This window comes from Proteiniphilum sp. UBA5463, from assembly GCF_002427225.1.
GTDB lineage: Bacteria > Bacteroidota > Bacteroidia > Bacteroidales > Dysgonomonadaceae > Proteiniphilum > Proteiniphilum propionicum.
This window is the reverse complement of sequence record NZ_DIQL01000056.1, coordinates 109,305-135,664: the sequence shown is the minus strand read 5'-3', so window position 1 is coordinate 135,664 and position 26,360 is coordinate 109,305. Positions and strand designations below refer to the sequence as shown.

22 protein-coding genes are annotated in these 26,360 nt (G+C 41.9%); 8 read left to right on the top strand and 14 right to left on the bottom strand.

Translation table 11 applies throughout. The features are described from left to right. Positions 1-20 precede the first annotated feature (20 nt). From B3B27_RS10230 to B3B27_RS10195, 8 genes are all read right to left on the bottom strand, one after another. Positions 21-1,094 carry an aldose epimerase family protein gene (locus B3B27_RS10230; RefSeq protein WP_238866848.1) on the bottom strand — a complete coding sequence of 358 codons (1,074 nt, stop codon included), beginning with the start codon at positions 1,092-1,094 and terminating at the stop codon, positions 21-23. 207 nt (positions 1,095-1,301) lie between these two features. Further along, entirely contained in the window at positions 1,302-2,615 is a 1,314-nt protein-coding gene (locus B3B27_RS10225; protein ID WP_238866850.1) for a hemolysin family protein, read from the bottom strand. A 36-nt stretch (positions 2,616-2,651) separates the two neighbouring features. After that, positions 2,652-3,554, bottom strand: coding sequence for a sugar phosphate nucleotidyltransferase (locus B3B27_RS10220; RefSeq protein WP_286845856.1), 903 nt, complete (start codon positions 3,552-3,554; stop codon positions 2,652-2,654). A 197-nt stretch (positions 3,555-3,751) separates the two neighbouring features. Then, on the bottom strand, positions 3,752-4,417 hold the full coding sequence (locus B3B27_RS10215; protein ID WP_286845858.1) for an RluA family pseudouridine synthase: 666 nt from the start codon (positions 4,415-4,417) through the stop codon (positions 3,752-3,754). A gap of 301 nt (positions 4,418-4,718) precedes the next feature. Next, positions 4,719-5,465 carry a 3-oxoacyl-[acyl-carrier-protein] reductase gene (gene fabG / locus B3B27_RS10210; RefSeq protein WP_238866856.1) on the bottom strand — a complete coding sequence of 249 codons (747 nt, stop codon included), beginning with the start codon at positions 5,463-5,465 and terminating at the stop codon, positions 4,719-4,721. Between the two features lie 23 nt (positions 5,466-5,488). Next, positions 5,489-6,079 (bottom strand): TetR/AcrR family transcriptional regulator, encoded by a 591-nt coding sequence (locus B3B27_RS10205; RefSeq protein WP_238869480.1) that lies wholly within the window; start codon positions 6,077-6,079, stop codon positions 5,489-5,491. Positions 6,080-6,216: 137 nt separating this feature from the next. After that, entirely contained in the window at positions 6,217-6,792 is a 576-nt protein-coding gene (locus tag B3B27_RS10200; protein WP_238866858.1) for a DUF3109 family protein, read from the bottom strand. A gap of 112 nt (positions 6,793-6,904) precedes the next feature. Then, positions 6,905-7,804, bottom strand: coding sequence for a CPBP family intramembrane glutamic endopeptidase (locus tag B3B27_RS10195; RefSeq protein ID WP_238866860.1), 900 nt, complete (start codon positions 7,802-7,804; stop codon positions 6,905-6,907). Between the two features lie 186 nt (positions 7,805-7,990). On the opposite strand from B3B27_RS10195, the gene tig reads away from it, so the two are divergent. The 6 genes from tig to trkA all read left to right on the top strand — a co-directional run bounded on the left by tig (position 7,991) and on the right by trkA (position 17,360). Continuing rightward, the gene (gene tig / locus B3B27_RS10190) at positions 7,991-9,373 is read left to right on the top strand and encodes a trigger factor (protein ID WP_286847377.1); all 1,383 of its coding nucleotides are present in this window, start codon (positions 7,991-7,993) and stop codon (positions 9,371-9,373) included. A 152-nt stretch (positions 9,374-9,525) separates the two neighbouring features. After that, positions 9,526-10,203, top strand: a complete 678-nt coding sequence (gene clpP / locus B3B27_RS10185; protein ID WP_238866864.1) for an ATP-dependent Clp endopeptidase proteolytic subunit ClpP — start codon at positions 9,526-9,528, stop codon at positions 10,201-10,203. A 6-nt stretch (positions 10,204-10,209) separates the two neighbouring features. Continuing rightward, positions 10,210-11,451: an ATP-dependent Clp protease ATP-binding subunit ClpX gene (clpX, locus tag B3B27_RS10180; RefSeq protein ID WP_238866866.1), complete on the top strand. Its 1,242-nt coding sequence runs from the start codon at positions 10,210-10,212 to the stop codon at positions 11,449-11,451. A 314-nt stretch (positions 11,452-11,765) separates the two neighbouring features. Beyond that, entirely contained in the window at positions 11,766-13,967 is a 2,202-nt protein-coding gene (gene recQ / locus B3B27_RS10175) for a DNA helicase RecQ (RefSeq protein ID WP_238866868.1), read from the top strand. Between the two features lie 65 nt (positions 13,968-14,032). Next, entirely contained in the window at positions 14,033-16,003 is a 1,971-nt protein-coding gene (gene dxs / locus B3B27_RS10170) for a 1-deoxy-D-xylulose-5-phosphate synthase (protein ID WP_238866870.1), read from the top strand. Positions 16,004-16,022: 19 nt separating this feature from the next. Next, a complete protein-coding gene (gene trkA, locus B3B27_RS10165; RefSeq protein WP_238866871.1) occupies positions 16,023-17,360 on the top strand; it encodes a Trk system potassium transporter TrkA in 1,338 nt (445 codons plus the stop codon). Positions 17,361-17,483: 123 nt separating this feature from the next. Here the strand turns inward: trkA and clpB are convergent, their stop codons facing one another. Further along, positions 17,484-20,072: an ATP-dependent chaperone ClpB gene (gene clpB, locus B3B27_RS10160; RefSeq protein ID WP_238866873.1), complete on the bottom strand. Its 2,589-nt coding sequence runs from the start codon at positions 20,070-20,072 to the stop codon at positions 17,484-17,486. A 268-nt stretch (positions 20,073-20,340) separates the two neighbouring features. Next, complete coding sequence (locus tag B3B27_RS10155) at positions 20,341-20,643, bottom strand: hypothetical protein (protein WP_238866879.1); 303 nt, start codon at positions 20,641-20,643, stop codon at positions 20,341-20,343. A 344-nt stretch (positions 20,644-20,987) separates the two neighbouring features. Here B3B27_RS10155 and B3B27_RS10150 point away from each other — a divergent pair, with 344 nt between their 5' ends. Together B3B27_RS10150 and trhA are read left to right on the top strand one after the other, a co-directional pair. After that, positions 20,988-21,188 (top strand): RNA polymerase sigma factor, encoded by a 201-nt coding sequence (locus B3B27_RS10150; protein WP_238866882.1) that lies wholly within the window; start codon positions 20,988-20,990, stop codon positions 21,186-21,188. 133 nt (positions 21,189-21,321) lie between these two features. Continuing rightward, positions 21,322-21,978, top strand: a complete 657-nt coding sequence (gene trhA, locus B3B27_RS10145; RefSeq protein WP_238866884.1) for a PAQR family membrane homeostasis protein TrhA — start codon at positions 21,322-21,324, stop codon at positions 21,976-21,978. A gap of 309 nt (positions 21,979-22,287) precedes the next feature. Here the strand turns inward: trhA and B3B27_RS10140 are convergent, their stop codons facing one another. From B3B27_RS10140 to B3B27_RS10125, 4 genes are all read right to left on the bottom strand, one after another. Then, on the bottom strand, positions 22,288-23,673 hold the full coding sequence (locus B3B27_RS10140) for an MFS transporter (RefSeq protein WP_238866886.1): 1,386 nt from the start codon (positions 23,671-23,673) through the stop codon (positions 22,288-22,290). Between the two features lie 198 nt (positions 23,674-23,871). Then, positions 23,872-25,371 carry a histidine ammonia-lyase gene (gene hutH, locus B3B27_RS10135; RefSeq protein ID WP_238866888.1) on the bottom strand — a complete coding sequence of 500 codons (1,500 nt, stop codon included), beginning with the start codon at positions 25,369-25,371 and terminating at the stop codon, positions 23,872-23,874. Position 25,372: 1 nt separating this feature from the next. Further along, entirely contained in the window at positions 25,373-25,999 is a 627-nt protein-coding gene (locus B3B27_RS10130) for a cyclodeaminase/cyclohydrolase family protein (RefSeq protein WP_238866890.1), read from the bottom strand. A gap of 151 nt (positions 26,000-26,150) precedes the next feature. Beyond that, positions 26,151-26,360 (bottom strand): amidohydrolase family protein (locus B3B27_RS10125; RefSeq protein WP_286847376.1); only part of this gene is annotated, 210 nt, incomplete at its 5' end.

The window sequence follows — 26,360 nt, the reverse complement described above, 5'->3', positions numbered from 1 at the left end:
TTATATTTCAAATATTTATCTCACACAAAGAATCTGTAGGTAGTTCTGGAATTAAATATCTCAGCGGTACTCAAAATCACTGAAGGGTATTGCGGTTTATTAATACTATCCGGATAGTGCTGTGTCTCAAAGCATACGGCAGACCTCGATGGATAACGTTTACCGTTTTTTGCAACAAAGCTACCATTCATCCAGTTACCGGTATATACCTGAACTCCGGGCTCTGTAGTATAAATCTCCATTTTGATCCCTGTTTTGGGCGATTCACATAAACCTGCGAAAGAATATTCATTTACTGACTTTTTGTTCAATACAAAATTATGATCGTAGCCACGGCCAATTTTAAGTTGCTCAAAATCATCATCTATACGTTCACCAATAGCATGCGGCCGGGTAAAATCGAACGGAGTTCCTTTCACCGGTTCTGCATCGCCCAAGGGTATGGCTGTATTGTCTGTAGGCAGGTAGCTGGAGGCATTTAGCATAAGAATATGTTCACCAATATATTCATCGCCTTGTCCTGAAAGATTAAAATAGGAGTGATTGGTAAGATTAAGAATGGTAGTTTTGTCTGTTGTTGCCCTATAATTTATGTCCAGAGCATTGTCATCAGTTAATGTGTATGTTACCGTTACAGACAGGCTGCCGGGGAAACCCTCTTCACCGTCGGCTGACAGATAAAACAGTTGAATGCTGTTGTCTGTCACTTTTTTCACCTCCCATACAACTGCGTTAAATCCCTTGATGCCACCATGCAGCGAGTTTGGTCCATTGTTTATGGCAAGATGATACTCCCTACCTTCCAGTTCAAACCGTCCTCCTGCAATCCTATTGGCTGTTCTGCCGCAGACAGCACCAAAATAGGGCTCTTCCGAGGTTAGGTACTCATCGATAGTGGGGTGTCCCAAAACTACGTCAGTTAATATTCCGTTTTTATCGGGAACCATTAACGATACAATTTTAGCTCCGTAATTAGTTACGGTGACTTCACTTCCAAATTTGTTTTTAAGAATGTATAACCCGGTTTGCCTGCCATCCACTGTTTTGTCAAAAGCTTTGACAAGCAAACCGGATTCGCTATACAAATTGTTCATGTAATTTCCTGGGTTTAAGAATAAGATATTGATGAAGATTGATTTTCTGTATAATTGGTGTAAAATTAACACAGTTTTTTGAAACGTCCTAATAAAAATTTGTGTTTAACAACATAAATTCATTAATTAACATTTTAAACTATTAAATATAAACTGCATCAAACCTGCAAAAAACAACCTCCCTCATCTCTCATTATTTGTTATTAATTATATTATTACTTCATTTTCTGCCTTGAACCTCCTGGTAACCAGCACTTTGTCTATCTTGTTGCCATCTATATCTACTATCTCGAACATAAGATTATCATACTCAAATCTATCTCCTACGCCGGGAATTTTGTTAATACATTCAAATACAAAACCGGCGACTGTTGAATAGTCGATTTTATCAAAATCAACGATAAAATCCTCATCAAGCTGTGATAATATTTCTATAGGGGCCTCTCCGCTTACCAGGGCAGAGTTATCATCCCTCATAAAAATGAGTGGTTCATAAGATTCATCTTCTGTCTCCTCCGGGATAGCACCTACAAGATTTTCAAAAATATCATGAATGGTGATTATTCCGTCGAGGCTGCCATACTCATCTACCACCATAGCCATAAATATATGATTTTTCCTGAAGTACTCAAGCACTTTTTGCGCCCGCAGGGTACTGGGTACGATAACAGGCTCCTTAATAAGCTCTTCAATTGTGAACTGTTCATTGTTATTCAGACGCAATAGAAAATCCCTTATAGATATAGTTCCTGTAAAATCATCAATCTTTTTTCTGCATGCAAGAATAATGCTATGTTTTGTCCGAAGCAGATCCTCAATTATCTCCTCACGGCTTTTACTTATATCCACCCACTCCACATCCGTTCGGTGAGTCATCAGGTGAATTGCCTTTTTATCGGAGAAGTAAAATACCTGTTCGTGGATAATATTCTCTTCAACATCAATAATACCTTCATGCGAAGCTGTCTTCAGCATTGCACGCAGTTCCATTTCCGAAACCACCTCATCTTTCGGTTTTAACCCTATAAGTTTATTTACAAAACTTGTTGATACAGAGAGAAGTTTCACGAAAGGATAAAAGATAAGACTCACCACGTGTATAGTAGGCGAGACAGCAATCGCCATTTTTTCGGAATTGTTCAGTGCAACTGTTTTTGGTACAAGCTCACCTATAACAATTGATACATATGTGATAAGGAATACCACTACTATCAATGAAGCAGCGTCCGCAAAAGCACCTATAGCATTAAATTGTTTAAAGAAAGGTACCAGATAGACAGCAAACGCCTGCCCCCCGTACGCACCATTAACAATACCAATAAGAGTAATTCCCACCTGAACTGATGAGAGAAAATTATCGGGGTCGGCCTGCAACTTTCGTGCACGCGCGGCACCTTTACTTCCTTTCTTGCGTTCTGCTTCCAATTTGTTTTTCTTTGCCGAAACAATTGCAATCTCCGACAACGCGAAAAAACCGTTAAGAAGGATAAGAAGAAGTATAACGACAATATGTACCCACATAATCAGCCTATCAGGTGAAGAAAAGTAATCATAAAATTACCACAGCGGAGAGGGATAGGCCTTGTTAGCGGTAAGGCTTTTCAGCTTTGATACTACTTCGGGACGATCATCGGCATAAGTCACACCAAACCACTTTGAAGGTGTATCCAATACTTTCACTGTAATATTACCATTCACAATCAGATGGTTTACCAGTAAAGGGATAAAAAACTCAGCTCTGATATTCTCCGCGTTCTCATTAAGAAACTGCACGAAATAATCATCGGAATATTTGAAGTAATCTGGTGTGAAACCCCACATATTCATAGATACTGGCGTATTGTCGTCAATAGCTATCCACTGATCTCTTTCATTCTTGTAGCTCACTTTTCCATCAATACGCATAACCTGTGTGCGCTCAACCACTCCGGTGAGATTTCCATTTTTATCGGTCTCACATACTCCTCGCGCCACAGTACCGCTTTCTGACAATGTGTTGCCAACTCTATAACCAACCATACAATATTTGTCATGACTGTTTTCAAGAGTCTTTAGATAATCTGCCAACACCTGAAAGCTTTCACGCCCATAGAAGTCGTCGGCGTTGATCACGGCAAAAGGTTCGTGAATCACCTCTTTTCCCATCATTACGGCGTGGTTGGTACCCCACGGTTTTACTCTATCGGGATGGGGGGAAAAGCCTTCTGGAAGATTATCCAGCTCCTGGAATACCAGTTCAACCGGTATTTTCTTCTCATATTTTTTTACAATCTTTTCCCTGAAGTCATCTTCAAACGATTTGCGAATAACAAAAACCAGTTTTCCGAAGCCGGCGTTTACCGCATCATAAATAGAGTAATCCATTATGGTCTCACCTGCCGGGCCTACCCCGTCTAACTGTTTCAGTCCGCCATAGCGGCTGCCCATTCCTGCTGCCAATACAAATAATGTAGGTTTCATCGTGAAAAATTAAAAATTTAGTTCGTCCACAAATGTAAGATTTTTATCGAAAACGAGGAAAAGATTATTGCTCAAATTGCTCTTCAGACCTGTTTTTTGGTTCTTTATTGGCACAATAGATCTATAAATAATTATTAAACCTGCTTGAGAAAATAGTTTTTATACAAATAAGTTACCGCATTTCTGACGATTACGTTTTATACAAATGCTTTCCACAGATCATCTTCCGGAACAGGTGCAGTTACCGATATCTTCTTTTTTGAAACAGGATGTATAAATGATATAGAACGCGCATGCAGGCTGATGCTGCCATCGGGATTGGAGCGCTCAGCCCCATATTTAAGATCGCCCTTGATGGGACACCCCGTTTCGGCCAGCTGGCAGCGGATCTGATGGTGTCTCCCGGTCTCCAAAGCGATCTCCAGCAAAAAATAATTTTTTGAAGCACCTACAAGTCTATAATGTAAGACAGCTTTTTTGGTATTTGGTTTCTCGTTATCGAAAGCAGTAGACTTATTTGTTTTTTCATTTTTCATCAGATAGTGCACCAAAGTGCCCTCTTCTTTTGGTGGGCGATTTTTTACTATAGCCCAATAGATCTTGCTTACTTCATCGTCACGAAACATTCTGTTCAGTCGCGAGAGCGCCTTGCTTGTCTTGGCAAACACCAACACCCCGCTTGTGGGCCGGTCGAGCCGGTGCGTAACGCCACAAAACACGTTACCGGGCTTGTTATATTTAACTTTCAAAAATTCTTTCACCATCTCCGACAATGGTTTGTCGCCCGTTTTATCGCCCTGCACAATTTCACCTGGTGCCTTGTTAACGATAATAATATGGTTGTCTTCGTAAAGAACTGTCATCTGATATGTGACTTCCCTTTTGCCGGGAATAAATAGTGATAATTAAACTTGTGAGCCTACTTTTGAAACCCTTGAAATAAAAAAATGATTTCTAATGCATTAGATGTCAACATCATCCGTTTTGTCACGATTGCAATGAAAGAGGCTTTTAGAAATCCCTATGTTTGCAAAAGCAATAACATTAGGAGTATTGTTATTTATTGAGGATTCACTGATGAAACAAAATATCAGAGACACAAAATTTATTCTGTATCCCTGATATAATCAGTATCCCTGTAATAAAGGCAAAAAGTGGTAATAATTATGCATTCATTCCCCCACAAACATTTATCACCTGCCCACTGACATACGAAGAGAGGTCTGAAGCAAGAAAAAGAGCTACATTCGCAACATCTTCGGGCGTACCTCCGCGACGAAGAGGAATTTGCTTTGCCCATTCTTTTCTTACCTCTTCAGACAATTGACCTGTCATATCAGTTATGATAAAACCCGGAGCAATGGCATTTGCACGGATACCACGTGACCCAAGCTCTTTTGCTATAGATTTTGCCAGGCCTATCATGCCTGCTTTTGAAGCCGAGTAGTTAGCCTGTCCCGCATTTCCTGAAACACCAACCACAGAACTCATATTCACAATGCTGCCCGATTTCTGTCGCATCATCACAGGTGTAACAGCATGGATAAAGTTGAATGCCGACTTCAGGTTCACATTAATTACCGCATCCCATTGCTGTTCGCTCATCCTCATCATCAATCCATCTTTAGTAATACCTGCATTATTGATAAGTATGTCGATACGGCCGAAATCCTTTATTATCTCATCAACTATTTTGTGAGTCTCCTCAAAATTAGCAGCATTGGATGCATATCCCTTGCACTTAACACCAAGCGAGGCAATTTCACGCTCAGTGGCTGCCCCCACCTCATCTATAGTTAAATCTGTGAACGCGATGTTTGATCCTTCCGACGCAAACTTCAAAGCTATGGCTTTACCAATACCACGTGCGGCGCCGGTTATTACCGCTGTTTTTCCTTCTAGTAACTTCATTTGATTGATTATTATTAAAATATCTATTTGGTATATAACCCATTTAAAACGAGGTTCGAGATAATATCCCTATCCTCTTTTTTGTTATATTCTAGTTTCATTACACCACGGATAACAGGCACCTCAAGACCTTTAAATGCATAGTGCAGAATTTCGGCTGTCTGCCTTACATCTTTAATCTGAAAGATAGCGCTGTCACACCCATCCTGCAAGATAGTCTCAAGATAATGAATCTCTTTCTTGTCGAACTCCTTGCGCACATTCTCCACCTGCCATATATCTCTGAAAAAATCGGCCCGGAGTGTACCGTTTCGTGTAACTACCTCTTTTATTGCATTTAGCCGCGTAAAAGCCAACAAAAGAAGTTTTTCATCGTTGGGCATATCACGCTCAACCACCTCTTCAAGCTTATTGTACAGTACTTTTAGCTCAGACTCTATAACTGCCTTGTAAATATCGTTCTTGCTGCTGAAATAGGTGTACAATGTTCTCCTTCCTCTTTGAGAAGCCTCTGCAATATCGTTCATAGTCGTATTCTCGACACCCTTTTTCGCGAAAAGTTGCCGGGCTACGTCTATAAGATTATTCTTCGTTTTAGATATTGCTGCAGACACTTTACTTTGCACATTTCATTTATTTATGTGCAAAAATAAAACAAAGATTTAATATTCCGAAAGTAAATGGGTAAAAAAAAGCGAAATAGTGCTTTCGGCTGGCTTAAGTAATCCAAAACAGGAGAAATTGACTGCTTTTAACAGTTTTCTTTAAACAGTTCTGCAGCCTTACACAGCTCGTTATACCAATCCTCACCAAATCTCCTTATCAACGGTTCTTTTAAAAACCGGTAAAGAGGTATCCCCTCTTTTTGTCCAAGATTAAGTGCAGGCTTGCAGAGATACCACCGCTGGTAATTGACAGCTGTAAAATTATTATACTCATTAAGCCGGATAGGGTATAAATGGCAAGATATTGGTTTTTGAACTGAAATCCTCCCCTCTCTGTATGCTTTGTCAATTGCGCACTTGCATACGCCATTCTCATCGAAATAGGTAAAAACACACTCCTTGCCTTCTATTATTGAGGTAACCAGTTCTCCATCATTATCTATATATGCTATTCCCTGATCATTGATCAATTCAATCGCTTTGGCGGAGAGCTCATCCCGGATATCCGGCAGAATTTCTTTTATTTGTTCAAACTCCTCTCTAGTAAGTGGCGCTCCCGACTCACCCTCAACGCAACATTGCCCTTTGCATTTACAGAGGTTACAGATAAATTGTTCTTCGAAAATATCGTCCGATATTAATGTATTCTGAATTTGTATCATTATTGTTTGTTACTTAACTTTCGCTTGTGTTAGTTGTTATCATTTACAGCTAAATATAAGACTTAGGATAGCTGTTTAGCTGTTACCGCAACACGTTAGAAAATTGAATTAGTCAGCAAGAATCAACTTCAGTTTGTACTGAGGTTCTTAAATTTTTTTTGTATAACCAGAACAGTAGAATTGTCAGCAGCAAGCAAATTAGTGCCATAATTGCAAAGGGTGCAGTGATCTCACTGTTTTCAATATTGTACAACCATTCACTGTCTCTACAGAAATAGGCCAGCACAATAACTGTAGCGTTATTCACAAAGTGCATAAGTACAGGTATCCACAGATTCTGTGTGTAGAGAAAAAGGTAGCCTAACAGGGCTCCCAACAACAATCTTGGAAAAAAGCCATAAAATTGAAAATGCACTACACTGAATATCAATGCGCCAATCCACACAGCCATATGCCCATTTCTGAATTTCTCCTGTATAAGCTGTTGTAATGCGCCGCGAAAAAACATCTCTTCCGCAACAGCTGCAAGTCCGGCTATCATAAACAGGTTCATGAAAAGGCGCCCGATACCTTCACCGGATAACAGCAAATCGGTTGTTTCCTGTGCAGCATCCTCCATAGAACGCATCCACTGTTCAGCAATCTGCATCGATTCTGGGAGTTCAATGCCTTTATTCCATTGTGTAAGGAGAAAAACCGGTATATAAGAAAGGAGAAAAACCATTATTGCTAAAATAATTTTCCTCCCTGCATGCTCTTTGTCCACCATCTTCAGGTATTGCGCTGCCCCGGGAAAACTCCATCCGGTTACAAGATATGCAGGCATAACGAATGCAAAAAAAGCCTGTAATCCCGAACTCAGATATATGATTGTTACCCCGCCCTCTTCAACGCCTGTAACAGCCGAGAAAGCAATCAATATGCTCCCGGCCAGAAGCAGACCGATAAACATGAGTAAAAAAAGATATACAATTTTTGTACCAGCAGTAACCGAAGTAAGAATTTGTCGCATCTTTTCTGTTTTGGAATGCAAAGATAACTAAATAATAATTCAGGCAACTCCTCTTGTAGTAAAACACGGATGTAAAATATTTTTTGCAAATTGGAAGAATAACACTAATTTTGCAGTTTTATTTAAAAAATCATTTCAATCGGTTGAATTTTACCGACTTTCAACAAAAACTAATCACTCAGTATAATGAAGTCAACACTGAATAAAACAGACGAAGTAAACGGAACTATTGTCATTGAGCTGGAAAAAGCAGATTATCAGGAAAATGTAGATAAGTCACTTAATCAATTCCGTCAAAGAGCCAATATTCCGGGATTCCGCCAGGGCAAAGTACCTAAAAGCCTAATACAGAAGCTATATGGCAAAGCTGTAAAGGCAGATGAGATCAATAAAATTGTGACAGATGAAGTTGGCAACTTCATTCGCGACAACAAACTGAAAATTCTGGGTGAACCTCTTCCCGATAATAGTGATGAGAAATTAGTTGATCTGGAGAATGACGAAATACTGAAATTCTATTTCGATGTTGCCCTTACTCCCGAATTCGACCTTCCCCTGGATAAAAGTGTTGAACTGACCTGCCACAAGGTCCTTTTGGAAGAAAATCTCCTGGATGAGCAGATGGATGCCTATAAGAAGAATTACGGCACTTATCTCTCTGTTGAAGATGAAGCAAAAGACACAGACCTGATAAAGGGGACCCTCACCGAATTGAGCGACAGTGAAGATAAAGACAACCTGCAGGTGATAGAAAACGCTATTCTTATGCCTTCATATATTAAGGATGAAGAGATAAAAAGCAGCTTCACAGGTTCCAAAGCGGGCGACAAAGTGGTATTCAACCCAAAGAAAGCATATGATAATAATGAAGCAGAGATAGCATCACTGTTACAGACAACCAAAGATAAGGTAAAAGATATTGATTCCGATTTTTCCTTAGAGATTAAAGAGGTGACCCGTTATCAGGAGGCAGAAATGAACCAGGAGCTTTTCGACCGTGTACTTGGCGAAGGCGTGGTTACTACAGAAGAGGAGTTCAGGACAAGGATAAAGTCAGAGCTTGAAAAACAATTTAAGCCCAATGCCGACCATCTATTCATCCATGAAGCAAGAGATATCATCGTAGAAAAGATGAAAGAGGTTAAGTTTCCCGATGAGTTTCTGAAACGGTGGTTGCTTGAAACAGGTGAAAACAGAACATCAGAGCAGGTGGAAGATGATTATCCGAAAATTCTGGAAGATCTTAAGTTCCACATTGCAAAACAGAAAATTGCGGAAGAAAATAATATCAGCGTCGAATTCGCTGATATTGAAGCGTTGGCAGCAGAGGTGGCAAAAGCCCAATTTGCACAATACGGAATGACCAATCTGCCAGCAGATGTGCTGCAGAACTACACAAAAAGCATGTTGGAGAAAGAGGAGACTGTTCAAAATCTTTACGACAAAGCTACAGAAGACAAGATTATTGACTGGTTAAAAGAGAATGTAACTGTCATTGAAAAAGAGATCTCTTCCAAAGAGTTCAATGATTTGATGAATGAACGCACTCGTTTGCAGGAAGAGAATTGATTGTTTTTCACTGTTTTATTTTGCATTTCAATTATTCTTTATAATTTTGTTAGGTGAATGGAAAACATAAAACTGTTTTCCATGATATTCCGGTACTGTTTTTGCAACTGTTCATCTGACAACTTAAGTTGAACATTCCAAAAAAAAGATTTATGAACAACGATTTTAGAAAATACGCGGTAAAACATTTGGGTATGAGCGGATCAAGGCTTGACAGTTATATGAATATAACAAGTCAGGGAGGGGGAGGCTATATCTCACCAACAATCATTGAGGAACGCCAGCTCAATGTTGCACAGATGGATGTTTTTTCCCGCCTGATGATGGACCGCATCATCTTTCTAGGGACCAGCATCGACGATTATACAGCCAACGTGATTCAGGCACAACTTCTTTATCTCGACTCCTCCGACCCGGGCAAGGATATCTCAATATACATCAACTCTCCCGGTGGATCGGTATACGCAGGATTAGGCATTTATGACACAATGCAGTTTATAACAAGTAACGTATCAACCATTTGCACCGGCATTGCCGCATCTATGGCTGCCGTTCTTCTGGTATCAGGCTCTGAAAAAAAACGTTTCGCTCTCACTCACTCCCGGGTAATGATACATCAGCCTATGGGAGGTGTTCAGGGACAGGCATCCGATATAGAGATCACTGCCCGTGAAATAGCTAAAATCAAACAGGAACTGTACACCATTATTTCCAATCACTCCGGTAAGCCTATCGATGATGTATCAAAAGACTCCGACCGTGATTTCTGGATGACCGCAACCGAAGCCAAAGAGTATGGCATGGTGGACGATGTTCTTATTAAAAAGTAATCAAGAATGGCAAAAAAAGCTAACAGCAGCAATCATTGCAGTTTTTGCGGCAGAAGCGAACAGGAGGTAAACCTTCTTATTTCGGGGATGACTGGTTTTATTTGCGACATGTGTACTGAGCAGGCACACGAGATTGTTAACGACTCGTTCAAGAGTACCGGCAAGACCGATTCAGGTATTTCACTGTCCTCACTCCCCAAACCTGCTCAGATCAAAGAGTTTCTTGATCAATATATCATCAAACAGGACAACGCAAAACGTTTTCTATCGGTTTCGGTTTACAACCACTACAAACGAATTTTACAGAAAAACGTGAAAGATGATGTTGAGATAGAAAAGTCCAACATAATTATGGTTGGCGCAACCGGTACAGGGAAAACGTTGCTGGCAAGAACCATAGCTAAAATGCTGCAGGTCCCTTTTACCATTGTTGATGCAACTGTCCTTACCGAAGCAGGTTACGTGGGAGAAGATATTGAAAGTATTCTCACCCGTCTGCTGCAGGTAGCCGATTACGATGTAAATGCCGCTGAGAGAGGTATCGTCTTTATAGATGAAATAGATAAGATAGCACGGAAGAGCGACAATCCTTCCATTACCAGAGATGTCAGCGGCGAAGGTGTTCAGCAGGGATTACTTAAGCTGCTGGAAGGTTCGGTAGTTAATGTCCCCCCGCAGGGAGGCCGGAAACATCCTGAACAGCGAATGATTGCGGTAAACACCAAAAACATACTCTTTATTTGCGGTGGCGCTTTTGACGGAATAGAAAAGAAAATAGCCCAGCGGCTCAATACACGTGTGGTAGGATATGCCGCCAGCAATCAAAAGGCAACTATCGACAGGAACAATCTGATGAAATATATTACTCCGCTCGACCTGAAATCATTTGGGCTCATCCCCGAAATCATCGGGCGCCTTCCTATTCTCACCTACCTGGAGCCACTGGATAGAGACGCGCTGCTACGCATACTTGTGGAACCGAAAAACTCCATCATCAAACAATATCAGAAGTTGTTCGAGATGGATGGAGTAGCTCTCACTTTCGACCGGGATGCATTTGAATATATTGTGGACAAAGCTATTGAGTTCAAGCTTGGGGCACGCGGATTGCGTTCTATCGTTGAAGCAATAATGATTGATGCAATGTTCACTCTGCCTACTGATGATAAGAAGAAACTTCACGTAACGCGTAAATACGCTTCCGATCAACTGGAAAATTCAGATTTACACCAATTGAGAGTTGCCTGAAATATTCCCGATAATTTTCGGATAATCAATCCGCCGGTAGATGAAAATTCGCCGTGTGAAATATAAAAAACGCATGTCCGGCTTGCGTTTTTTTAATTGTGAAACGAACATTTTACAACAATTTCAAAGAAACTGATTATAATTGGGTTTTGTAAGATGCCTGCAATAAAAAGAATATAAACACCAAAAAAAAAGTAAAGTTAAAGTGTTATTTTTTTCTCAATTTTGTTTTTATTGTTGGAAATATGAAATACTTTTTTAATTTTGTACATAACTTTTGATGACAATTTTTTTACATCAGTGTGATACGTGCAATGGATAAAAAAGAGATACTTTACAAGGGTTTAAAGGAATATTTTGGGTTTGATACATTCAAAGGCAATCAGGAAGCTATCATAAAAAGTGTCTTATCCGGAAAGGATACTTTTGTATTAATGCCCACTGGCGGAGGAAAATCGCTATGCTACCAGCTACCGGCTCTGCTTATGGAGGGCACGGCAATTATTATATCACCGCTTATCGCACTTATGAAGAATCAGGTTGATGCCATGAGAAATTACAGCGAGGAGGATGGCGTTGCACACTTTTTAAACTCATCACTTAACAGGCAGGAGATTGAAGAGGTAAAAAAGGATATTCTTTCAGGTTTAACAAAAATGCTGTATGTGGCTCCCGAGTCGCTCACAAAAATAGAAAACGTTGAGTTCCTGCGAAATATTCAAATTTCGTTTTACGCGGTAGATGAAGCACACTGCATATCGGAGTGGGGACACGATTTCCGTCCTGAATACCGCCGTATCAGGCCAATCATCAGTGAAATATGCCCGAAACCAATCGTAGCCCTTACAGCAACGGCAACACCCAAGGTTCAGCACGACATTCAAAAAAACCTTGGCATGCATAATGCAGTGGTCTTTAAATCGTCTTTCAACCGTCCCAATCTCTATTACGAAGTCCGTAATAAAACAGAACAGATAGACAAGGAGATCATCAAATATATTCTCTCGCAGGGGAGAAAATCGGGCATTGTATATTGCCTTAGCAGAAAAAAGGTGGACGATTTCGCCGAAATCCTGCAAGCAAACGATATAAGGGCATTACCTTACCACGCAGGGATGGATGCTGCCACACGCAGTTATAATCAGGATGCCTTCCTTATGGAGCAGGCAGATGTGATAGTGGCTACCATAGCATTTGGCATGGGCATAGATAAGCCTGACGTACGTTACGTGATACATTACGACATACCAAAAAGCCTGGAGGGTTATTACCAGGAAACCGGCCGTGCCGGCCGCGATGGGGGCGAGGGGAAGTGTATTGCCTTCTACTCCCATAAAGACTTGCTTAAACTGGAACGTTTTATGCAGGGAAAACCAGTTTCCGAACAGGAGATAGGTAAACAGCTGCTGCTGGAAACAGCCGCCTACGCAGAGTCATCAGTATGCCGGAGAAGAGTGTTATTGCACTACTTTGGCGAAAATTATAATGAAACTAATTGTAAAAATTGTGATAATTGTCTAAATCCAAAGAAGAAAGTGGAAGCAAAAGAGTTACTTATTACTGTATTAGAAGCGATTATTGCTCTTAAAGAAAAACAAAAAGCCGATTATGTTGTCGATTTCCTCATAGGAAAAGAGTCGTCCGATATTGAAACCTACGGGCACAACGAACTGGAAGAGTTCGGGACAGGTGCAGACGAAGAAGATAGTACCTGGGAGGTGCTTATCCGTCAGGCATTGCTGGACAACTACCTGAGAAAGGACATCGAAAACTACGGTATTCTAAAAATCACCAAAAAAGGAAAAGAGTTTTTAAAAAACCCCGTGTCTTTTAAGATAACTAAAGACGATGAAGATGAGGATGATATGTCTGATCTTGAAAGTGAAGATTCAGATGCTTTAGCCTCGTCCGGGGCCAGTGGCGGTGCGGCCGATCCTGTACTTTTCTCTATGATGAAAGATCTGAGAAAGAAGCTGTCGAAAAAACTGAACGTGCCCCCCTATGTGATTTTTCAGCCCTCATCGTTAGAAGCAATGGCAACCTCCTACCCCATCACGCTGGAAGAACTGCAAAATATACCGGGCGTGGGAGCAGGGAAAGCAAAACGATACGGTAAAGAATTTGTGGAGCTGATAAAAAAACATGTTGAGGAGAATGATATCACTCGTCCCGAAGACCTCCGAGTGAAGACAGTAGCCAACAAGTCGAAGCTAAAAGTATCTATAGTACAGGCCATTGACCGCAAAGTAGCACTTGACGACCTTGCAGAATCAAAAGGTATAGATTTCAATGAAATGCTTTCCGAAGTGGAAGCAATTGTTTATTCAGGTACCAAAATCAATATCGATTATTTTCTCGAAGAGGTTATGGACCCGGATGTGATGCAGGATGTGTATGCCTATTTTAAGGAGGCGGAAACAGATGATCTCGACAGTGCACAGGAAGAGCTTTCAGAATATACGGAAACGGAGATTCGCCTCGTTCGTATCAAGTTCTTTTCTGACATGGCCAATTAGAGCTAAAAAAGAAAAATAAACTATTTTACACCTTCATCGTTATTATTAGGATGGGTGTATGAAATATGAAATACTTACAAAAAATAAATAGTCCCGGTGATCTGAAAAAACTCAGTGTTGACGAACTGAAAACTGTTTGTGATGATCTGAGAGAATTCATCATTGAACAACTGTCGCACAACCCCGGGCATTTCGGATCGAGCCTGGGTACGGTGGAGTTGACAGTGGCACTCCATTATCTATACAATACACCTTACGACAGGCTCGTATGGGATGTAGGGCATCAGGCATACAGCCACAAAATACTTACCGGGCGGCGCGGACTCTTTTCAACCAACCGCAAACTGGGAGGACTTTCCGGATTCACTAATCCCAATGAAAGTGAATACGATACTTTCATTGCCGGACACGCATCAACCTCCATTTCGGCAGCGCTGGGAATGGCAGTTGCAGCTAACCTCAACAATGAAAACCGTCACATAGTTGCAATCATTGGCGATGGTGCAATGACGGGCGGCCTGGCATACGAGGGAATCAACAATGCCTGTTCACAACCCAACAACCTGCTTATTATCCTTAACGACAACGATATGTCTATCGACAATAATGTTGGAGGGATTCAGGACTACCTGGTGAAACTGACTACATCGGCCAAATATAACAGGTTCCGTAACAACCTTTACCAGGGTTTCAAAAAACGGAAGCTAATCTCCGAGAAAGAAAAAAATCTGGTATTGCGATTCAACAACAGCGTAAAATCGCTTCTCACTAAAGAACAAAATATTTTTGAGGGATTCAACATACGCTATTTCGGTCCGGTTGACGGTCACGATCTGCCGGGACTTATCCGCATTCTAAGAAACATCAAAGATATGCAGGGTCCTAAGCTGCTGCACATTAAAACGGTTAAAGGAAAAGGATTCAAGCCTGCAGAGAAATCGGCCACGGTATGGCATGCTCCGGGACTTTTCAATAAAGAGACTGGTGAACGTATTCTAAAGGATAATAAGGATCAGCCACAACTATATCAGGATGTTTTCGGACATACACTCGTTGAGATGGCAGAGAAAAACTGCAAGATTGTGGGTGTTACACCGGCAATGCCTACCGGCTGTTCCATGACCTATATGATGGATAGATTTCCCAACCGGGTTTTCGATGTAGGTATTGCCGAGGCGCATGCGGTAACCTTCTCTGCAGGTATGGCCAAAGAGGGGCTTATTCCTTTCTGCAACATCTACTCATCATTCATGCAGCGTGCTTATGATCAGGTTATTCACGACGTTGCCCTTCAGAAGCTGAAAGTGGTTATGTGTCTCGACAGAGCCGGGCTGGTAGGTGCCGACGGCCCCACTCACCACGGTGTATTCGATCTGGCATACTTGCGGCCGATACCCAATCTGGTAATCTCAGCACCTTTTAATGAGCATGAGCTACGAAACCTGATGTACACAGCTGTATATGGTAACGACGGGCCATTTGTGATTCGCTATCCACGGGGACAAGGTGAGATCACCAACTGGCAGAACGAACCTCAGATACTCACTATAGGAAAAGGACGAAAACTTAAACAAGGAAAAGAGATTGCCCTTCTCTCCATAGGAGCTATAGGCAACAACGCGTCTAAAGCAATTGCCGAGGCAGAGAAGTTAGGTATAAGTGTGGCACATTACGACATGGTTTTCTTGAAACCTGTAGATGAAGAGTTACTTGAAGAGGTTGCGAAAAAATACAAATATATTATAACTGTTGAAAACGGAGTTATTAAAGGTGGTTTGGGAAGTGCTGTACTTGAGTTTCTGGCAGAAAACGACTACAGTAACATTCATTTACACCGCATAGGCATCGGCGATGAATTTGTGACACACGGGTCGGTTAAAGAGCTTCAGCAACTAACCAAAATTGACGAGAACAGCATCCTGGAAAATATTATTAAGATAAATGATAAACTAAATAACCGAAGCAGCGATATACTGCCTACAATAGAACCCATAGCCTCCACCAACATAATACACAATCGTTTCATAGTCAAATAAAATAATTGTAACATAGTAAATGAAAATCTTAATTGCCGGTGCAGGCGCCGTGGGAACTCACCTCGCGAAACTTCTGGGACAGGAGAATCACAATATAACACTGATGGACGACGACAAAGACCGTCTATCTATGATAAACGACAATACAGATATATTGACATATATCGGCAACTGCACTTCACTTAAAGATCTCACTGACGCAGGTATTACCAATTCCGATCTTTATATTGGCGTAACCACTGAGGAGTCAAGGAATATCACTTCATGTATGCTGGCATCCAACCTGGGAGCAAAAAAAACACTTGCCCGCATAGATAATTACGAGTACCTGCTGCCTAAAAATACCGGATTCTTCGAAAAACTGGGAATCAATTCAATGATCTACCCTGAACTGATGGCCGCAAAGGAGATCGCAATGGCGCTTAAAACACCCTGGACACGTTTTTGGTGGGAGCTATGCAACGGAACAGTGATACTTTCTGCTGCAAAAGTAAGAGAGAATGCTCCCATAGTGAACAAATATCTGCATGAGCTTATGCAAAGCGTGAAACTGTTCCACCTGGTAGCCATTAAACGTGACTCTCACACCATTATACCCAAAGGAAGCGACCAGATACTTCCTAACGACATTCTCTATTTCACCACTTTAAGAAAACACCTGGATTCACTTCCCGAGTTGCTGGGGAAAAAATCTTTCGAAACAAAAAGGATCATTTTCATGGGAGGAAGCCGTATAACAATGCGTACAGTACAGCAACTCCCCCAGAATATCAATATAAAAATAATAGAACAGGACAGAGAACGTGCTGAGATGCTGGTCGAAACAGCTCCTCCAAATGTCACAGTTTTTGTAGAAGATGGGCGCAACACTGAGTTCCTTATACGCGAAGGTATCACCGAAACAGATGCATTCCTCGCTCTCACCGGGAACTCGGAAGCAAATATCCTGAGCTGTATGATGGCAAAACAGTATGGTGTAAAGAAAACTGTTGCAGAGGTTGAAAACATCGATTATATATCGATGGCGGAACGGTTCGACATTGGAACAGTTATCAACAAAAAACTTATTGCAGCCAGTAAGATCTATGAACTGCTGTTGAAAGCCGATGCCTCGAATATAAAAAGCCTCACCATCGCCGATGCAAACGTAGGGGAGGTAATTGCCAAACCTAACTCGAAGGTGACAAAAAAACTTATTAAAAACCTTAACCTGCCCTCCGACATCACTTTTGGAGCGCTTATCAGAAACGGCGAGCCTATGCTTGTAGATGGAGATACACTAATAGAACCTTACGACCAGGTTGTGGTATTCTTCCTAAGTAAATCACTGAGGAGCATAGAAAGCTATTTTAATTAAGATGGCTATATGCTGAAAAAAACTTATGCAATTATTTTTCAGACTCCTGACAATCAGGTAAATAATCGCGACACTTCTGCAAAGCTCACTCTCGTGAGTTAATTGATTGCTTGCCTTCCCCTATTAATTTTTGAAATAAAGCATGTCGTCAATCGCATCAATGATGATAGGCTTTGATTTATCCACCTTACCTGCCAGAAGATCTTTCGATAGCTGGTTTAATACCCGTCGCTGTATAACCCTCTTCACAGGGCGTGCACCGAACTCTGGATCGTAACCGGCAAAAGTGATACTGCGAACTGCTTCATCGGTATATTTGAGTTCGATACCATTCTCCTTCAGCATCCTTCCTACAATACCAAGCTGCAAACGTACAATCTGTTCAATCTCATTCTCCTTCAACGGAGCAAACATGATAATATCATCTACGCGATTCAAAAACTCGGGACGGATAGTTCTCTTCAGCATATCCATCACAATATTTTTCGTGTTTTCAATGATCTCCTCTCGGTTTTCTCTGTTTATTTTTTCAAAGTTCTCACGAATAAGTTCAGATCCCATGTTTGAGGTCATGATGATAATGGTGTTCTTGAAGTTCACTACCCTGCCCTTGTTGTCAGTGAGGCGACCATCATCCAGCACCTGAAGCAGAATGTTAAACACATCAGGGTGCGCTTTTTCTATCTCATCAAACAGCACCACAGAATAGGGTTTGCGACGAATAGCCTCGGTAAGCTGTCCCCCTTCATCATAACCCACATATCCCGGAGGGGCCCCGATCAATCGCGTAGCACTGAATTTCTCCTGATATTCGCTCATATCAATACGCGTCATCATATTCTCATCATCGAAAAGATACTCGGCCAATGCCTTTGCCAGCTCTGTCTTGCCCACACCCGTTGTCCCAAGGAAAATAAACGAGCCTACAGGACGCTTAGGATCGCTCAAACCGGCGCGACTGCGGCGTACGGCATCAGCGACGGCAGTTATGGCCTCTTCCTGGCCAACAACACGTTTATGAAGCTCATCTTCCAGCTGAAGCAATTTCTCACGTTCACTCTGCAGCATCTTGCTAACAGGAATTCCGGTCCAACGCGACACTACATCGGCAATATCTTCAGCATCAACCTCTTCCTTTATCATAGCTCTTCCGCCCTGGCGCTCATGAAGCTGATTCTGCAGATCTTTTATTTCGTTTTCTTTTTCCTTAATTCTTCCATATCGCAATTCGGCTACCTTCCCGTAGTCGCCCTCACGTTCGGCACGATCGGCCTCGAACTTTGCATCTTCTATATCAATTTTTGCCTGCTGGATCTTATTGATAAGCTCTTTCTCAGCCTTCCATTTGGCTTTCTGTTCAGACTCCTCGTCTTTCAGATTCCCAATCTCTCTGGTCAGAAGATCTTCTTTTTGTTTGTCATCCTCACGCCTAATAGCTTCACGCTCAATCTCAAGCTGCTTTATCCTGCGCATAATCTCATCCAGCTCTTCCGGAACGGAATCCACCTCCATACGTAGCTTGGCAGCAGCCTCATCCATAAGGTCAATAGCCTTGTCGGGCAAAAAACGATCGGTGATATAGCGGCTTGAAAGCTGTACAGCAGCGATGATAGCCTCATCTTTAATTCGCACCTTGTGGTGGTTCTCATACCGCTCTTTCAGTCCGCGAAGAATGGAGATACTGTCAGATTCACCCGGCTCATCCACCATAACCGTTTGGAAACGACGTTCAAGAGCTTTGTCTTTTTCAAAATATTTCTGATACTCATCGAGTGTGGTAGCACCAATAGCCCGCAGATCCCCACGTGCCAGCGCTGGTTTCAGAATATTGGCGGCATCCATTGCACCTTCACTTTTTCCTGCACCTACCAGCGTGTGGATCTCGTCAATAAAGAGAATAATCTCTCCGTTCGATTTTGTCACCTCATTTATAACAGACTTCAGACGCTCCTCAAACTCTCCCTTGTATTTTGCGCCTGCAATAAGTGCCCCCATATCGAGAGAATAGATCTGCTTGCTTTTAAGATTCTCCGGCACATCGCCTCGGATAATTCGGTATGCGAGTCCTTCGGCAATAGCCGTCTTACCCGTCCCCGGCTCACCAATAAGAATGGGGTTGTTTTTGGTACGCCTGCTCAGGATCTGCAGCACTCTTCTAATCTCCTCATCACGACCGATAACTGGATCTAGCTTACCGTTTCGCGCTTGCTCCGCCAGGTTCACCGCATATTTACCCAGTGACTGGTATGTATCTTCAGCCGATTGGCTTGTTACCTTCTCACCCTGCCGAAGGTCCCGGATAGCCGACTGCAGCTGGCTGAGTGAAATACCTGCATCTTTCATCATCTGCGAAGCGCTGTTCTTCTCGCTCAGGATTGCAAGCAGCAAATGTTCAAGAGAAACAAACTGGTCTCCCATCTTGCTTGCGTAATCAGCCGCTTTCTGAAAAACAGCATTTGCCTCCCTGCTCAGCATAGGTTCGCCACCCGACACCCGGGGGTATGATTCAATTTCACTGTCTACAACCTTTTCCAGGTTCCGGCCATTCACCCCAAGCTTCTGAAACAGAAAGCCAGTCACATTCTCACCAACCAGCATAACCCCTTTGAGAAGATGTGCCGGTTCAATCATCTGCTGATTGTTACCCTGTGCCAGATTTATCGCTTTTTGCACCGCTTCCTGCGCCTTTATTGTAAAATTATTGAAATTCATATATCCATTATCCTTTCTTTTTAATATTGTTTAATCTGGAACATATCTCACCGGATAAGCCACTTGAAGCAACAGCTAAAAGTGGGCAGCCCTTTCAACCGGGCTGCTTTACCCAAAGCCTGTTCAACGCTGATTCACATCATGGTAAGGTCAAAATCTTTGCCAAAGGACTAATCATGACGTTTTGGCAGTCGAGTATTTATCTGTGAATATATGAAAGTTTATTTACAGTACATTAATAGGTAATATGGCCCAATTGTTTCAGTTATTATACTCTCTTCTTCATTGACTTTCTTAATTCATTAGCCTTCTTAAAAAAGGTCTCATCTTTTCCAAACTCAATAATGCGAGCTACGCTTCCATTGCATACTTTGCAGCTCCCCTTTACCAGAATGTCGTTAAAATGAGTCAGATAAATCTCTTCCACCAAAACTCCTTTTTCAGCAATACTCCTGCAGTGGCTACAAAATACGTTAGCAGAAATTATTGTGTCGTAAAAAATTTTTTGTCCTTTATCGAGTAATATTCCCAATTGAAATTGGTTGATTTCGATTTCATCTTGTCGTTTCATCTTGTCGTTTCATCTTTTGTCTCAGTTTTGTCAATTTATGGTTAATATTTTTTTATACATGGTACAAAGATGAACAGATACTTTGACAACTTTTGTCAATGCTTTCCGCATTTGCAAAAGAAACTGAGAAACTTACATAAAGCAAGCTCCTCTGTTTTTCGCTTTCATATAGACCATTATCCAGCTAATATTCATATCATTATACCGCATTAAGAAAAAGTACTAAACTATTTTCTTTTTTAAATGCTCTGTATAAAGGATACAAATGCACTACAAATTCCATAACCGAACGAATATTTTTTTAATTTTGTGGAACTTCTTTGTACAAATCAACAGGCAACGGATTGAAAAGCAGAACAGAAATAACAAAACTATCGAACGATGAATTGTTTGATCTTTGTAAAAAAGAAGAACAAGCAACCTACTTCGACGAATTATACCGGCGCTATATACCTATGGTATACGGATTATGTCTGAAATACCTGTCTAACGAGGCCGACGCACAAGATGCAGTGATGGATTTGTTTGAAGATGTTTCACAATAACCGATAATGGAAAAATCTATGGACAATGAGATTAAAGCAGCCACAGCACAAGGTAAAAAAGACTTTTACCCGGGTCTCCGCCATGGTCGGAAGTGAGCCGGAAAATAACGTTGAAAGTTGAATTATAAATCTTGTGACAAACGAAAAATTCTATACTGACCGCGAAGAGAAGGCCAACTACATAACACATGGCCTTGGGGTATTGATAAGTATTGCAGCAACTGTTATACTAATTAACAAGGCTATTTCTTCAGGTAACCGTGGTGCAATCATCGCCTATGGGTTATTCGGCATCGGTATGACTATCTGCATGGGCTCCTCCACCATCTATCACTACGTGCGGGATCAAGTTTTAAAAGCCAGGTTACGCCATTTCGACCATGCAAGCATTTATCTTCTTATCGCTGCAAGCTACTCTCCATTCACTATTATCCTGCTTCGCGATGCACAGTTCTGGGGCTGGCTTCTGTTCGGGATAGCCTGGACAACCGCCATTGCTGGTATCGCCTTGAGCTTCAGGAAGCTCAGTAAAAACAGCCACCTGAAAACCGCTTCATATGTAATGATGGGGCTGGTGGCTCTCATCGCTTTCAAACCGTCAATAGAGATTGCTCATGCAAAAAACTGTATGGATGTGATCTACTGGCTGCTTGGGGGAGGCCTGTTCTATATTGCCGGCGCCGTTATATACGCCACTGCCAGACGGGAGTTTGTACACGCTGTATTCCATCTGTTTGTATTGCTGGGACTTGCATGCCATATAACGGCAGCATATCTGATCCCGCTATAGTATTATAGTAAGACTGGGATCGTAAGGCCCTAATCACTACCATTTTTCCACATGCTAACCATCCCTTATAGATACACAAAGTTTTATTAACTCTCAATAAAGCCTCAATCAAAAAAGGCGACCCGCCTTTGTAGCGAATCGCCTTTATGTAGTTTTCAAATCAACTTCGGGCCGTCAGTCATCAGCTTTCAGTTGCCTGCTATAAGTTTTCTGTGATCAGTTTCTCTTCCCAGCTTTATTTAGCCTGTCATCAGCTTTATGTCATCAGTAACAGTACTCGCAAGCCATGAAACATGAAACTCTTCACGATTAATTCTGGATATTAGGTAATTCCAGTCCGTATCCTTTCTTTTTATCCTCTGCTTTCAGCAGGAAAGCAAAAAGAAGTGCCAGAACACCAAAGGATGTAAAAATCATCATTGGAATTGTGTAGTCGTATGTGTTAACGCTCAGTCCGTCGCGAACTGTCTGCCCCGTCACGCAGAACTTCTCGAGCACCCATCCTATCAGAAGAGGGACCCCCATCAATCCCCAGTTTTGTACCCAGAAGATAAGTGAATAAGCTGTACCAAGGCGCTTTTCGGGAACAATCTTGGGTACAGATGGCCACATTGCCGAAGGAACAAGTGAGAAGCCAATACCCAGAATTACGACCAGCACCATCGCAAAAATCCAGTTGTTGAATAGTGGAACGGAGAACAGTGCATGAACCAGAATCAGCAGCAGCGAGCCAATAATCATAATTGTTGCACCTTTCCCTTTCTTGTCATATATACCGCCAAACAGAGGTGTAAGGAGAATATTTCCGAAAGGCAGCAACATAGGTATCATTCCCGCAAGGTCTTCTTTCACTCCGAACTTATTTACCATCAGGTCGGTGGCATATTTAAGAAATGGGAAAACAGCAGAATAGAACAAAACGCACAAGATAGCAATATACCACCATCCTTTATTACCCAGAATCTTTCCTATATCAGATAGTTTAAACTCATCTTCAGAACTACTTTGTTCCATAGAATCCGTTGCCTCCGAAGCATCCAGCTTTTTATCCATCACCACATAAACCAAGAACGAAATAAATCCGATACATAGTCCTATCAGGGCCACCAGCACGGGGCGCGAAACATCAATAATACCTGTAGCTTTTGCGATAGGGATAGAGAAACCCAACGCCATAGCGGTACCTATTCTTGCCATCGCCATCTCCATACCCATAGCCGTGGCCATCTCTTTACCCTTGAACCACTTAACAATAATCTTTGAAACGGTAATTCCGGTCACCTCTACACCCACGGCAAAAACTGCAAAACCGATACTTGCCCATAAGACCTGGGCATCCAGTCCCAAAATGACCTTTCCTGCAAGTGTGTCAGTAGAAATAGCCCAGTATTTTATAGCCGTACCTATCACCATTACAGCTGTGGCACCAATACCTGTCATACGTACTCCCAGTTTGTCGAGAATTATTCCTCCAAATATTAGCATCAGCAGAAAGACGTTAAACCAGCCATATGAGCTTGTGAATGTGCCATAATCAGCACGTGACCATCCGAGTTGTCCCTCAAGCAGTCCGGCCAGGGGGGCCATGATATCCGTTAAAAAATACCCGCACATCATTGTAAAAGCGACGAAGAACAGTGCGGACCACCGTGCCGCTGCAGAATCTCTGAGCGATTTCCTGATTTTTTCTACCATTTCAAATTATTTTAAATTTTAATTGAGTTAAGTTTCGCATATATAAATTACTGGCATATACACCTAAATATAAGACTTTTGTGATTTTATATAGCTCTTATCGTAACACATGTGAAAGTTAATTAATTTATTTTCGAATCTGCAAAGATAATCAATCCGAACAACTTATTCAGAAAATAACCGTATATAATCACATAATCAGAGTTCATCAACCTGAAGTCTGTTAAGGAATGCCACTGTCTTACGAATCTCTTTATACATCACAATATCCTCTTTAATGAATGGCACCTCTTTCCTATACTCCTTTACCACTTTTTCAATCATTTGCGACGATTTTAGTGGGCGTCGGAATTCGAGCGCCTGTGCTGCATTCATCAGTTCAATAGAGAAAATGATATCGAGATTGTCCAGAATCCTTAGTAGCTTAATTGCCGAAGTGGCACCCATGCTCACATGATCTTCCTGGCCATTTGAAGAGACAATTGAGTCAGTACTTGAAGGAGCGCAGTACATCTTGTTCTGGCTAACTACCGATGCCGCCACATATTGTGGAATCATAAAGCCCGAATTAAGACCGGGACTTGCAACCAGGAACTCCGGCAGCTCACGCCTTCCCAATATCAACTGAGCCGTTCGTCGTTCGGAGATATTACCCAGTTCTGCAAGCGCTATAGCCAGAAAATCGTAAGCTATTGCCAGCGGTTGTCCGTGAAAATTTCCTCCAGATATTATCTTATCATCATCAGGGAAGATTGTTGGATTATCGGTCACCGAGTTGATCTCGGTAAGCACCACCGATTTTACGTAAGCGAGGGCATCCTTGGTAGCTCCGTGCACCTGCGGTACACAGCGGAATGAGTACGGATCCTGCAAATGCTTCTTTGCTCTTGAAATGATCAGGCTTCCCTCAAGGAAACTACGTATATTACGTGCAGTCTCCAGCTGTCCACTGTGCGGTCGGATCATATGCAACCTTTCATCGAAAGGCTCCAGGTGTCCATCATATGCATCGAGCGACAATGCAGCTATAAGGTCGGCCCTCTTCGAAAGCCTTTGCGCTTTCATAATGGCATATACACCATGTGCCGACATAAACTGGGTACCGTTCAGCAATGCCAGTCCCTCTTTGCTCTTCAGTCTTATCGGCTGCCAGCCGAACTCATCGAGTACACTACCTATATCACGTTTGCTTCCCTTATAAAAAACATCACCCACACCTATAAGCGGCAAAAATAGATTTGCCAATGGAGCCAGGTCCCCTGAAGCACCAAGTGATCCCTTATCATACACAACAGGCAGTATATCGTTATTGAACAGATCAAGCATCCTTTGCACTGTAGCCTCCTGCACGCCACTAAAACCTAATGAAAGAGCATGTGCCTTCAGCAAAAACATAAGCTTCACTATAAGCGGTGTAACCTCTTCTCCAACACTACAGGCATGCGATTTTACAAGATTCTCCTGTAATGTGTTCAGGTCATCACCTGAAACAGAATGATTACATAATGAACCGAAACCGGTAGTTATACCGTAAACAGGTTCAGTCTGGTTTTCCATTTTTCTGTCGAGGTAATCGCGGCACTTCCTTATACGTTCCCTAGCCTCGGGAGCCAGCTCCACCTTTATGTTACCAGTAATAATCCTCTCCAGGTCTTCAATGGTGAGATCTTTTTTTCCTATGTAGTAAATATTTTTCATATTAAATCTCATTTTTTGCCCATTCAAATAACTCCCGTTCACTATTGATAGCCTCTTTTTCAAGCAGATCGCATTTTAATGAAAGCTCACTGACAAACTTATCATCCCTAATCCCCCTCAGGTTAATGCGTACGTTAAGCAGTGCGCCCAGAATAGCGGTGCGACATGCCAGCATAGCCACACAACCATCGGTAACTGCATTTTTATTACCACTCTTCACTGTTTCGGCGATAATACCGAGCATACCTGAAGCTCGTTCGGCCACCTCCATCGGCACCAGCGACGCAATTTTAGTAGCTTCCTGAATTTTTCCGGTACGATATTCTTTCTCCTCTTCTGTCTCTTTCGGAAGTTTGTAGGCACTGATAACAAGGTTATATGCATCGCTGTCCCTATCGATATCTTCTATAAAGCGCATCCGCAAATCAGATGCCTTATGTAGGTTCTGCTTCATCATCGCCTCAGCATCAGCATAGTTCTTTTTGCCGATGGTCAAATTAGCCATCATTTCAGTCAATGCCGCAGCAATGGCTCCATTCAGTGCCGATGAACTGCCCCCTCCGGGCAAAGGTTCTTTTCCCGCGGTTTTTTCGAGAAATTGCTTTAAAGTTAAATCTTGTAGCCTCATATTTGTTAAACTATAAATAAAATAATACGGAAATTACTGTATATGATTTTTTGATTTCTTAGCGACAAATACCACAATACAAAGCAGCAGCTCTACTCATTTTCAACTGTTTAAATAAGATTGTGCCAGCTGTTTTCAGAATAAACTAATTTTAATGCAAACTACATACAATTTTCCCCCGTTTCACCACCTTATCCACTATATTCATTCCCACGTGGTAAGGCAGAAACTTGTACGACGGAAACTGCAACAGCACCAGATCCCCCTGTTTACCCACATCTATGCTGCCTGTTATCCCCTCCCTGCCGAGTGCTGCAGCACTGTTGATGGTAAATGCGGTAACAGCCTCTTCAGGTGTAAG